Origin of the sequence: Mesorhizobium sp. M0772 (assembly GCF_040320135.1) — a bacterium.
In the GTDB taxonomy this organism is placed as follows: domain Bacteria; phylum Pseudomonadota; class Alphaproteobacteria; order Rhizobiales; family Rhizobiaceae; genus Mesorhizobium.
The window spans coordinates 1-12046 of the sequence record NZ_JAMYPB010000041.1 but is presented as its reverse complement, the minus strand read 5'-3'; the positions used below and the strand labels follow the sequence as shown (position 1 = coordinate 12046).

The 12046-nt window shown below is 62.3% G+C and carries 9 protein-coding genes, 1 tRNA gene and 1 pseudogene; 4 read left to right on the top strand and 7 right to left on the bottom strand.

Annotated features, from left to right (window positions below; translation table 11 throughout):
- Window positions 1–2: 2 nt before the first annotated feature.
- Together NKI06_RS23120 and NKI06_RS23115 are read right to left on the bottom strand one after the other, a co-directional pair.
- Window positions 3–785 carry a DUF1499 domain-containing protein gene (locus NKI06_RS23120; protein WP_352987338.1) on the bottom strand — a complete coding sequence of 261 codons (783 nt, stop codon included), beginning with the start codon at window positions 783–785 and terminating at the stop codon, window positions 3–5.
- A gap of 122 nt (window positions 786–907) precedes the next feature.
- Entirely contained in the window at window positions 908–2536 is a 1629-nt protein-coding gene (locus tag NKI06_RS23115; RefSeq protein WP_352987336.1) for a fatty-acid--CoA ligase, read from the bottom strand.
- A gap of 327 nt (window positions 2537–2863) precedes the next feature.
- Between NKI06_RS23115 and NKI06_RS23110 the strand changes: the two genes are divergently transcribed.
- Together NKI06_RS23110 and NKI06_RS23105 are read left to right on the top strand one after the other, a co-directional pair.
- Complete coding sequence (locus NKI06_RS23110; protein ID WP_023670697.1) at window positions 2864–3223, top strand: hypothetical protein; 360 nt, start codon at window positions 2864–2866, stop codon at window positions 3221–3223.
- Window positions 3224–3382: 159 nt separating this feature from the next.
- Window positions 3383–3772, top strand: a complete 390-nt coding sequence (locus tag NKI06_RS23105) for a DUF427 domain-containing protein (RefSeq protein WP_023731365.1) — start codon at window positions 3383–3385, stop codon at window positions 3770–3772.
- Between the two features lie 165 nt (window positions 3773–3937).
- Here the strand turns inward: NKI06_RS23105 and NKI06_RS23100 are convergent, their stop codons facing one another.
- The 3 genes from NKI06_RS23100 to ppdK all read right to left on the bottom strand — a co-directional run bounded on the left by NKI06_RS23100 (window position 3938) and on the right by ppdK (window position 8779).
- A complete protein-coding gene (locus NKI06_RS23100) occupies window positions 3938–4708 on the bottom strand; it encodes a polysaccharide deacetylase family protein (protein WP_050588131.1) in 771 nt (256 codons plus the stop codon).
- 89 nt (window positions 4709–4797) lie between these two features.
- On the bottom strand, window positions 4798–5898 hold the full coding sequence (locus NKI06_RS23095; protein WP_023743685.1) for a glycosyltransferase family 9 protein: 1101 nt from the start codon (window positions 5896–5898) through the stop codon (window positions 4798–4800).
- A gap of 175 nt (window positions 5899–6073) precedes the next feature.
- Entirely contained in the window at window positions 6074–8779 is a 2706-nt protein-coding gene (ppdK, locus tag NKI06_RS23090) for a pyruvate, phosphate dikinase (RefSeq protein WP_023692731.1), read from the bottom strand.
- Window positions 8780–8994: 215 nt separating this feature from the next.
- Between ppdK and NKI06_RS23085 the strand changes: the two genes are divergently transcribed.
- Window positions 8995–9339: a VOC family protein gene (locus tag NKI06_RS23085; protein WP_023670692.1), complete on the top strand. Its 345-nt coding sequence runs from the start codon at window positions 8995–8997 to the stop codon at window positions 9337–9339.
- 110 nt (window positions 9340–9449) lie between these two features.
- Window positions 9450–9524, top strand: a tRNA-Gln gene (locus NKI06_RS23080).
- Window positions 9525–9641: 117 nt separating this feature from the next.
- On the opposite strand, the gene NKI06_RS23075 is transcribed toward NKI06_RS23080, so the two are convergent.
- A complete protein-coding gene (locus NKI06_RS23075; protein ID WP_023670691.1) occupies window positions 9642–9950 on the bottom strand; it encodes a hypothetical protein in 309 nt (102 codons plus the stop codon).
- Window positions 9951–11186: 1236 nt separating this feature from the next.
- Window positions 11187–11942, bottom strand: a pseudogene (locus NKI06_RS23070) (AAA family ATPase); the annotation flags it as partial.
- Window positions 11943–12046: the final 104 nt, after the last annotated feature.

The window sequence follows — 12046 nt, the reverse complement described above, 5'->3', positions numbered from 1 at the left end:
AACTACTCAGCCGGCGCGGCACCCACCTGCCCTGCAACCTCCTGGTCGAGTTCGGCGAGGAACCCGACGATGCGCGCCGCATTGTCGCCGAGGTCGTAGCGGCCGTAGCGGGAGGCTGAGCGCATGTCGACGACGATGGTGTCGCCATCATTGCTGACCCGGATGGCGACGTCGGCGGGCAGGCCTACGACGAAGCTCCGGGCAACGGCCGATATCGTCACCTCGTCTTGACCGTCCGTCACCGGATATGGCGCAGTAAGTTGCCAATCGCGGCGGTCGAGCACGGTTTCAACGGCGTCGACGACGGTTTCGAACGGCAGATTGTAGCTGTGCCCGGTGACCAGCGGATAGGCGTCGGCCTGCAGGCGCACTTCGCCAGGCGTTGGCGGCGCGAGCACGTTCATGTCCTTGGTGCGGTCGCTGGTCTCGAGCACCGGCGGATTGTCGAGGTCCGTCGAAATGTCCCTCAGGGGCGGCGTGGTCGCCGCCAAATAGGTGGCAAAGCCGTAGGGCGTCAGCACCAGCAGCGCCAGCAGGGCGCCGACCGAGAGGTCGCGGCCGCCACGGTCACCGAAATGCCACAGCCGGGACAAAGCGAGGCCGGCAAACAGCAAAGCGAACGCGGCAAGCAAGGCGACGATCGCCAGCACCCACAGGAAGGCCGGCGTTTCGACCAGTTCGAAATGATGGCCGGCCAGCACGGTGAGCAGCAGGACCAGGGCAAAAGCGCCCGTGCGCCGCGACCAGCCGGCCGCCTTCGATCTCTGCCGCTCGTCAATTTCCATTGTCTTCAGCACCGCCCCAACCCGCACAGACGCTTAGAGCAAAGGATGCTCAAATTGAACATCCCCTGCCCTAACGTTTTTGCGGCCGGTAGCTTGAAGGTCAAGGAAACGCACGGTCCCGGTCAATCCGTCGGCAGGCGGTAGTCGCTGAACTGCTTGCGCAAGGTGATCTTCTGGATCTTGCCGGTGGCGGTGTGCGGGATTTCACTGACGAAAGCGACGTCGTCGGGTATCCACCATTTCGGCACCTTGCCGTCCATGAACGCCAGTATATCGGCCTTGCTCGGCTCCTTGCCGGGTTTGGCGACCACGACCAGCAAGGGCCGTTCGCCCCATTTCGAATGATGGACGCCGATCGCCGCGGCCTCGGCGACATCGGGATGGCCGACGGCGAGGTTCTCCAGGTCGATGGTCGATATCCACTCGCCGCCCGACTTGATGACGTCCTTGGCGCGATCGGTGATCTGCATGTAGCCGCCGGAATCGATATGGGCGACATCGCCAGTGTCGAACCAGCCGTCCTTGTCGAACTGCTCGGCTCCGACGCCGCCATAATAGGCGCTGGCGACGGCTGGACCGCGCACCTTCAGCCGGCCGAAGGTCTTGCCGTCCCAAGGCAGTTCCTTGTCGTCGTCATCCGTCACCTTCATCTCGACCCCGAAGGGCGGGTAGCCCTGCTTGCCCTGGATATCGAGCCGGTCCTCGCCCTCGAGCGCTTGATACTGCGGCTTCATGGTGCACAGCGTGCCGAGCGGCGACATTTCGGTCATGCCCCAGGCATGGATGACTTCGACACCGTAATTGTCCTGGAATTTCCTGATGATGGCGCGCGGGCAGGACGAGCCGCCGATGACGACTTTGCTGAGATAGGGAAGCTTCTTGCCGGTCTCTTCCAGATGCTGCAGCAGCATCATCCAGACGGTCGGCACGGCGGCGCTGAAGGTCACCTTCTCGGTGTCGAGCAGCTCGTAGATCGAGGCGCCGTCCATCTTGCAACCGGGCATGACCAGCTTGGCGCCGATCATCGGCGCGCTCTGGCCAAGGCCCCAGGCATTGGCATGAAACATCGGCACGACGGGGAGGATCGTGTCCCGCGCGGAGAGGCCCATGGCGTCGGGCATGGCGGCGATCATGGCATGCAGCACATTCGAGCGGTGGCTGTAGAGCACGCCTTTGGGATCGCCCGTCGTGCCGGAGGTGTAGCACATGCCGGCTGCGGTGTTTTCGCCGAAAACCTTCCAGGCGAAGTCGCCATCGGCCTCGTTCAACCAGTCCTCATAGGCAACCACATTCGGCAGCGTCGTTTCAGGCAGATGCGCCTTGTCGGTCAGGACGATCACCTTTTTCAGCGATTTGACCGCGCCGGCGATCTTTTCCAGCAGCGGCATGAAGGTCAGGTCGACGAAGATCCCTCTATCCTGCGCATTGTTCATGATCCAGACGATCTGCTCGGGGAACAAACGCGGGTTAAGCGTATGGTAGATGGCGCCGATGCCCATGATGCCGTACCAGGCCTCTATGTGGCGCGCCGTGTTCCAGGCCAGGGTCGCGATGCGGTCGCCGAGCACAAAGCCATCGCGCTCCAACCGTTGAGCGACCTTGAGCGCGCGGCGATGAACTTCAGCATAGGTGGTGCGAACGACAGGACCTTCGATCGAGCGCGAGACGATCTCGCGCGTCCCGTGCTGCCGCTCGGCATTGTCGATCAGCTTGTGGCAGAGCAGCGGCCATTCCTGCATCAGTCCGAGCATCTGGTTCCTCCCATTGCTTCCTCGTTTTTCCCGTCTTTTGTTCCATTGTGGGACGAACGGACGGATTGTCCAGCCATGACGTCTCCAACCGTTAACGGCTGAAGCAAGCAGTGATCGAAAGGCGGGGAAAACCGCCACAATCCGGCCATCGTCGACGTTAAGGTTCGTTAACGGGGTAGGGGTGCGGATTGGCGACTGAAAGAGGTTCGCATGGACACGCAGCTCGACGACACGCAGCTCGACGACAGGCAGATCGACGACAGGCAGATCGACGACAGGCAGATCGACGACAGGCAGCTGGCTGACACCGGGGCCGAAGACGTGCAGTTGGACGATATTCAACTCGACGACAAAGAGCTTGAAGACACGCTTGCCGCAAGTCTGGCCGATCTCGTGCCGGAGGCCAAAAAGGTTTCCGAAGACGAATTTGTCGAGGTGGTCGGCGGCGCCCTTGAGGCGGTCGGCGGCACGCTGCTGTTCAAAATGTGCGTCCAAAACGAAGGCGAAGGCCAGCATGTCGCCGCCGCATCGATCGGCGACGGCGGCAATCGCCAGTTCCTGCTGCTCACCTTGCCGACCGGCGGCGGCCCGCTGAAGGTCGAGACGACGTCAAGAAGCACCAACCCGGTAGCCGGTATTGCCGCGGCCTATGCCGGCCTAATGGACGTGTTCAAGACCGCAGCCTAGCATTCCACGCGGGATCGTTTTTAGTGATCGGAAGGCCAGCTCTGGCCTACTGGCGAAGGCTTGCGCAACGAGTTCTCCAGACACATTTTAGGGACATGGGAAGCAACCCCGCACGCTCTCAATCGGACTGTGCTCCCAATCGAACAAGGAGAACCCCGCATGGACCAGATCGCCAACCCCGCCCCCGGCTTTCAGAGCAATCCCGGCAAGGTCATCACCGTCGAACCCTATCGGGGTACCGTGGTCGTGCGTGCCGGCGATACGGTGATCGCCTCATCGACGCGGGCGAAGCTTCTGTCCGAACCGCCCTACCGCCAGGCATTCTACATCCCCTTCGAAGACATCGACTTCACCCAGCTCGGCAAAACCACCCTGTCGACCCACTGCCCCTACAAGGGCGACGCCAGCTACTGGAGCGTGCTGCCGGCCGGCGAGACCGGCAAGGACGCAATGTGGGGCTATGAGCAGCCCTTCGACGAAATGGCTGAGATTCGCGACCACGGCGCCTTCTATCCCGACAGGGTGACGATCGAAGCAGCACCGGCCTGAGCAAGCGACTCAAGCCGCCGTTGCTCGCTTCGTCATCCCAGGGTCTTCGCGACGGAGCTTCGCTCCTGTTTCACCCTGGGATGACGAAGCTCAGAGGCCTCGGCTAATCTCAAACGTCGGCGACGTCAGTCCAAAGGCGATGAAACTGCCTGCCGCCGCCTGATCCTAATCAGTCGTCCCGTCGTTGCCGACACCGTCGGCGTCATCCAGCCGCACGAACGTCAGCCCCTTGGCCTTCAGCGCGAGCAGACCTTGCACGACGCCCTCGCCGGCGGCGTGGGTCGGCTGGTTGATGTGGGCGATGATGACATCGCCATCCTTGGCGGCGGCGATGCGCCGGGCAGTTTCTGTTGCGCCGAGCAACGAGCCGCCATCGCCGTTGATCGAAAAGCCGGCGACCTTGAAGCCAAGCTTGCGGATCATGGCGATAGCCGACGGGCTGTATTCGGCGGTCGCGCCGCGAAACCATTTCGGCGCCGGCTCGCCGGTGCCAGCGAGAGCGGCAGCGCCCGATTCGACTTCGGCCTGCACCGCTTCCGGGCTGCCGGCGCTGCGGATGCCGTAGATCTTGCGCGGCGTGTCAACGGCCGGGATGTGATGGCCGCCATGGTTTTCCAGTTCGAACAGGTCCGGATGCGCGCGCATGATCTCGACGGCGGCGGCGTTGCGCTTCAGCCAGATACCGGTGACGAAGATCGTCGCCGGAATCCGGTTCTCCACCAGCGCCGACAGGATCCTCGTATCGGTCTGCCCGCCGCAGGCGTCGAGCGTAAGCGCGACGCGGCCGACACTGCTACCGTCCTCAGCCTTCAGATGCAGCGCCGGCTCGACAAGCGGCGCGGCCTGGGCCGAGGACACGGCCACGATAGATAGCGCCAAGGCGCAAAACAGCTTTTGCAAGGGATGCCTGTCTTGTCTGAGAATCGGCGCTGTCATAGCCGCATCCCAGGACCCGCAACAAGGCGGAAATCGGGATAGTGGCCGTGAGAAAGCTGATATCCAGACAATGTGACCGCCGCGCACCGTCAGACGGCGTGTTCCAGTTCCACATGCGTGCGTGACAGGACTTCGCGCACGGCCGCGACGACCGGTTCGACCTCGAGGCGCCAGACGCAGCAGGCCTTGCTGGGATCGAGCGGATTGCACAGGCTGCCCGCCACGCAATTGCACGGCATGGATGGCTGCAAGGCGAGGCTGGGCACGCCGACCGGTCCCCAGACGGCCGGGCTGGTCAGGCCGAACAGGCCGACAACCGGCGTTCCGGCCGCTGCTGCCATGTGCATGGGGCCGCTCTCATTGCCGACAAACAGCCGCGCCTGCTGCAACACCGCCAGCAGCGTTTCCAGCGACAGCGCGCCGACGAGGTTGACGATCGACGCGGCACTGGCGAGGATCTGCTCGGCCGGCTTGCGCTCGTCAGGGCCGCCGACGAGTACGAAATCCAGTCCCGTTTCGCGCGAAATCGTGTCGATCACGGCGGCAAAGCGTTCATGCTGCCAGCGCCGGCCGTGAAAACTGGCGCCGGCATGCACCGCGACAAAGCCGTTTGGCCGCAAATGGTGTTTGTCCAGCAATGCCTGGGCCCTCGCCGTCTCCATCGGCAATGGCCGAATCGACGGCACCCGCACGCGCAGGCCGACGCCGAGCGGCTCGAGCGGCGAAAGGTAGCGGTAGAGATAGTGACGTTCGCCAAAACCGAATGGCTCGGCAAAGACATTGGCGGGCTGGCGCTCATGCCAGCGCAGCGGCCTTTCCGGAGGATTGTAGCCGATGCGGGTGCTGGCGTTGAGGAACCTGACGATGAGCCGCGATGTCTTTGAATCGGTCAGGTCGATGGTCAGGTCGAAACGGAATTGGCGCAGCTGGCTGATCATCGAATAGAGTTCGCGTCCACGCTCCAGCGGGGTGCCGCGCATGGCGGCGCGGCGGAAGGTCACGACTTCCGAGGCGATGCCGTGGGCGGTCACAAAACTGGCCAGGCGCGCCTCGCAGAGAAAGACGATCCTGACACCGGGATATTCGAGCTGCAGGTTCTTGGCGAGCGTGGAGGACAGAACAACATCGCCGATGAACTTGGTCTGGATAATCAGGATCGAGCGGAAGGGTCTGGGCGAAATCTGTAACATCTTTTTCTCGGCACCGGGCGGGTTAAGGGGGCCGTGAAATTGGGCGGAAACGATGTCGGGATTGCGTGTTGAGCCGCGCACATCAGCGTGAATTTGCTTACAAAATCGTAAGCTTAGCGCCAAACGGCTACCCAGGGGTGGCCGTTTCATCGATACCGAAAGGACTATGTCGAAATCAGGATGCCGCGGCGCTCTTTTTGGGGCGCGGCACTGCTGTTTTGGGAATCTGCACCGCGGCTTGGGCTGCGGCCAATCTTGCGATCGGCACCCGGTAGGGCGAGCACGACACATAATCGAGGCCGACCTCTTCGCAGAAGCGGATCGAGGCCGGATCGCCGCCATGTTCGCCGCATATGCCGAGCTTGATGTCGGGCCGCGTCGCCCTGCCCTTCTCGGCAGCCATGCGCACCAGTTCGCCGACGCCCTCGATGTCGAGCGAGACGAACGGGTCCTGCTCGATGATACCTTTCTGCCGATAGGTCTCGAGGAAGGATGCCGCATCGTCGCGCGAGATGCCGAAGGTGGTCTGGGTGAGATCGTTGGTGCCGAAGGAGAAGAACTCGGCCGTAGCGGCGATGACGTGGGCGCGGATCGCCGCGCGCGGAAGCTCGATCATCGTGCCGGTGAGATAGTCGATCTTGACGCCGGTCTCGTCCATGACAGCCTTGGCGACCGCATCGATGCGCGCCTTGACGTAGTCGAGCTCCTTCACCAGGCCGACCAGCGGCACCATGATCTCGGGAACGACCAGCGCGCCGGCTTTCTTGCCGGCCTCGACGGCTGCCTCGAAAATGGCGCGCGCCTGCATCTCGGCGATCTCGGGATAGGAGACGGCGAGACGGCAGCCGCGATGGCCGAGCATCGGGTTGAACTCGTGCAAGGCTTCGGTGCGCTGCCTGAGCTTGTCGGGCGAGACGTTCATGGCGGCGGCGACCTCCGCCACCTCCGCTTCCGTCTTGGGCAGGAATTCGTGCAGCGGCGGATCGAGCAGCCGGATCGTCACCGGCAGGCCGGCCATGATCTCGAACAGTTCGAGGAAATCCGAGCGCTGCATCGGCAACAGCTTGGCAAGTGCGGTGCGGCGGTCCTTCTCGGTATCGGCCAGGATCATCTCGCGCATGGCGACGATACGCTCGCCGTCGAAGAACATGTGCTCGGTGCGGCAGAGACCGATGCCTTCGGCGCCGAAGGAGCGCGCCATGCGCGCATCGAGCGGCGTCTCGGCATTGGTGCGCACCTTCATGCGGCGCACCGCATCGGCCCATTCCATGATGGCGGCGAAATCGCCCGACAGTTCCGGCTGCAGCATCGACACGGCGCCCTTCAGCACCTGGCCGTTGCTACCATCGATGGTGATGATGTCGCCCTTGCGGAAGGTCTGGCCCATCGACATCAGCGTGCCGGCCTTGTAGTCGACACGCAGCGAGCCGGCGCCCGAAACGCAAGGCTTGCCCATGCCGCGCGCGACCACGGCGGCGTGGCTGGTCATGCCGCCGCGCGTGGTCAGGATGCCTTCTGAAGCATGCATGCCGTGAATGTCTTCGGGGCTGGTTTCGATGCGCACCAGGATTGCCTTGCGACCTTGCGTCTTCAGATCCTCGGCATCGGCGGACGAGAAGACGATCTCGCCGGTCGCGGCGCCCGGAGAAGCCGGCAGGCCGACGCCGATGACATCGCGCGCGGCCTTGGGGTCGATGGTAGGATGCAACAGCTGATCGAGCGAGGCGGGATCGATGCGGGCGACCGCCTCCTCCGTCGTGATCAGCTTGTCGCGCGCCATTTCGACGGCAATCTTCAGCGCCGCCTTGGCGGTGCGCTTGCCGGAACGCGTCTGCAGCATCCACAATTTGCCGCGCTCGATGGTGAATTCGAGATCCTGCATGTCGCGGTAGTGCTGTTCCAGGCGGTCGGAGATGTCGACGAAGGACCGGAACGCGTCCGGCATCAGTTTCTGCAGCGACGGCTTGTCGGAGCCGGCGGCGATGCGCGCCGCCTCGGTGATGTTTTGCGGCGTGCGGATGCCGGCTACGACATCCTCGCCCTGCGCGTTCACCAGGAATTCGCCATAGAGCATCTTTTCGCCGGTCGAGGGGTTGCGCGTGAAGGCGACGCCGGTGGCCGACGTCTCGCCCATGTTGCCGAATACCATGGCCTGGACATTGACCGCCGTGCCCCAGCTTTCCGGGATGTCGTGCAGGCGCCGGTAGGTGATGGCGCGGTTGTTCATCCAGCTGGAAAACACCGCGCCGATCGCCCCCCACAGCTGCTCGTGCGGGTCCTGCGGAAACGGCTTGTCGAGTTCCTCCTCGACCTTGGCCTTGTAAAGGGCGATGACGCTCTGCCATTCCTGCGCTGTCAGTTCGGTGTCGAGCTCGTGGCCGAGGCTCGCCTTCTGGTCCTCCAGGATTTCCTCGAACACTTCGTGGTCGAGACCCATGACGACATCGGAATACATCTGAATGAATCGGCGGTAGCTGTCATAGGCAAAGCGGGCATCGCCGGAATCGGCTGCCAGCGCCTCGACCGTCTCGTCATTGAGGCCGAGATTGAGCACGGTGTCCATCATGCCCGGCATCGAGGCCCTGGCCCCGGAGCGGACCGAGACCAGAAGCAGCTTCGACGGATCGCCGAAACGGCGCCCCGTCAGCTGCCCGATATGGTCCAGCGCCTTGACGACATCGGCCTGCAACGCGGCCGGATAGCTGTTGCCGTTGGCGTAATAGGCGTTGCAGACTTCGGTGGTGAGGGTGAAGCCCGGCGGCACGGGCAGGCCAAGACTGCACATCTCGGCCAGATTGGCGCCTTTGCCGCCGAGAAGGTTGCGGTCGCCCGCACGTCCCTCCGCGGCGCCATCGCCGAAGGTGTAGACCCATTTGGTCATGCTCGCCCTCCAAGTCCTCGGAAGATAGAACACCGGGGCCAAGACCCGGTTCCCCCGCGTTCCGACCCGAGCGTTATTATGCTGCAGTGCGAAAGGCAAGGTGTGGCAGCGAAGCCCGGCGACTACAATCGATTAAGCAAAAGCTGCGTCGAAAAGACTTGCCGGATCGCTGCCCAGGATATAGAACATATAGGGAACAAGTTGGGAGCAGCGTGATGAAACTCAACGGAAAACTCGACTATCTCGAACTGCCCGCGACCGGCGCGACGCTGGACAGCGTCAAGGCTTTCTACAGCGCCGCCTTCTCGTGGTCGTTCACCGATTACGGGCCGACCTATTCGGCCTTCGGCGAAGGGCTCGATGGCGGCTTCCAGGCCGATGCAGCGGAGGCGCCGGCGAAACCATTGCCGGTGCTCTATTCGCAGGATCTGGAAGCAACGCTCGACGTTGTCGAAAGCGCCGGCGGCACGATCGTCAAGCCGATATTCTCGTTCCCGGGCGGCAGGCGGTTCCATTTCACCGATCCCGCTGGCAACGAGTTGGCGGTCTGGGGCGAATAGCGCGTCCCCGCGCCAAGCGGTGGATCAGTTTTGCACAGTGGCCAACTCGGCATTGAGCTTTCGTGCCGCTCGTCCTATAAGGCCGCGCGCAGCGGGCAAAGCTCGTTTGCTGGGGCGTCGCCAAGTGGTAAGGCATCGGTTTTTGGTACCGACATTCCCAGGTTCGAATCCTGGCGCCCCAGCCAAATCACATGCCTTTGGAATCAATGATTTACCGACCTTGTCGATGGCTGCCGTCAGGAGCTATCTGACTCCCACGCGACCCCGACTCCGTTGACAGAGCCGGGGCCGTGCGGAGAGGATCAGTAATCGTTGTCGTCCTGGATGACGACGGGATGATGCCGATGATGTCGATAATAGCGATGATGGCTGCGCTCGATCGAGCCGGTCACGATGACCGTATCCCGGCGATGATGTCTGCGGCCGTGGTCGTAGAAGGCAACCGTGCCGTGTCTGCGGTGATGAAGGCGTTGACCCTGGTCATTGATGACCTTTACGCTCCTGTGATGATGTCGATGGTGGGTCGTGATGACCACGTCAGCTTCGGCTGCCGGAGCTATCGTCGGCATGGCAATGAACAGCGCCAAGGCGCTCACGATCATTGTTTTCATTGTAATATCTCCACCTGCTAATTATCCCTTCGCGGGGATAACCGCGTCCCATCCCTTTGGTTCCGAGTAGCGTCGTTGGTCCACGGGCGCGATCAGTGACGGCTGCTCCCGCGCAACACGGCGTGTGAAGGAAGGAATTGCGACAACAGCTCTTGTTGGCAACTTCTGGTAAAGGCGCTCTTTCAAGCCGACCACCAGGGTTACGCCTCTCGACAAAGGAGCGCTGCGCACGACCATTCTATGTCGTCGCGTTCGATCTCCTGATCTGTGACGGGAAACACTTGTCTTGCGAGGAGGACTGTCGGCACAACTTTTCAGATTTACGAGAATACGACCAATCAGGCCATCTTAGATCGCCTAAGTCGGGCGGTCTCAGATCCCGTAAGAAAGTGCAAGGTAAACCACCGGCGCCAAGATCAGCAGAACCGCGATTCCGATAACCACTGCGATTGCCAGGCGCTCTGTTCGCCTGACAAGCTCAGCGACCTTGTCGTCGTCAGCCGATGGTATGAGGTCAAGAACGGAAGAAACTTCCGCAGGACTGTCGTTGTCGTTTGCGGGTCGGGTGGCGCCGTCACGCACAGATCTCTGGACAAAGGTCACTGTCAGCCTCTCTATTGAACGAACACCGCTTGGCGGTGTCACGACGATCGGGTGCCCGCTAACCTCTCAGGAATGGCGGGCACCCGATTGACCACCGATGAAGGGACTCATGCTCGGCAGCCGGGTTCCAATGTATCGGGAAGGCATAGGTTGCCCGCCTTCGGGCCTATGGCTCCGACGTCAGGACTTCAGTCATACCCTGTTCGGACCTTGGTCTGGCAATCGACGAAGCGATGGCCGCCATTTTGTTTCGACGCAGAAAATGCGGGAACATTAGTAGGCTCTTACGAGTTCACTCCCAGCAACTAGTTCGGGAGAGATACGGTGAACAACATAATCTGGCTCATCGGAGCAGTCGTTATCGTGATTGCGATACTGAGCTTCCTGGGCTTCCGATAAACGTGGCAGCTGAATTGCGGTGGGAGCCTATTGCCATCTGCGCCTTGTAGGCATCGCTTTCGCGTTGGCCGGGCGCTTTGCATGTGGGCTTTGGCGTTCGCTCTCAGGTGGCGCTTAAATTCCTTCTCTTCGAACCTTACAGAATGCGCGTCGCAAGCAGGTCGCAAGGGCGACGGTCCTGTTGCAACAGTCGGATCGAGGCCATCGCCGACGAAATCAACAAAGCATGCTGCGTCAGCTCGCCTCGCGCATCGCCTCGGCGGCCTGCAGATCGACCGACACCAGTTGGCTGACGCCCTGCTCGGCCATGGTCACGCCGAACAGGCGGTTCATGCGCGCCATCGTGATCGGGTTGTGGGTGATGATGACGAAGCGCGTCTCGGTGGTCGCGGCCATTTCGTCCATAAGGTTGCAGAAGCGCTCGACATTGTGATCGTCGAGCGGCGCGTCGACTTCGTCGAGCACGCAGATCGGCGCCGGATTGGTCAGGAACACGGCAAAGATCAGCGACATCGCCGTCAGTGCCTGCTCGCCGCCGGACAGCAGCGTCATGGTCTGCGGCTTCTTGCCGGGCGGACGGGCCAGGATTTCGAGCCCGGCTTCGAGCGGGTCGTCGGATTCGATCAGCTGCAATTCGGCCGTGCCGCCACCGAACAGATGCGAGAACAGCCGCTGGAAATGGCCGTTGACCACCTCGAAAGCGGCAAGCAGCCGTTCGCGGCCTTCGCGGTTCAGGCTCTGGATCGCTTGCCTGAGCTTGCGGATCGCCTCGATGATGTCCTCGCGCTCGGAGACGATGGTCTCCAGCCGGTCCGACAATTCCTTCTGCTCTTCCTCGGCGCGCAGATTGACGGCGCCGAGCCGCTCGCGCTCAACCTTCAGCCGGTCGAGCTGGCGCTCGATCTCGGCCATTTCCGGCATCGGGCTGTCGGCTTCCAGGCCAGTATGGCGAATGACCAGATGCGGCGGCGTGTTCAGCGTTACCAGGATGCTGTATATTATACCAAACTGACGCTGCCCACCCCGCCTTACCTGTAGAACACGGTGGTCGCCCTAACAATAAAAAAAAAAGGAGCGGGGGGGGGGGGGGGGGG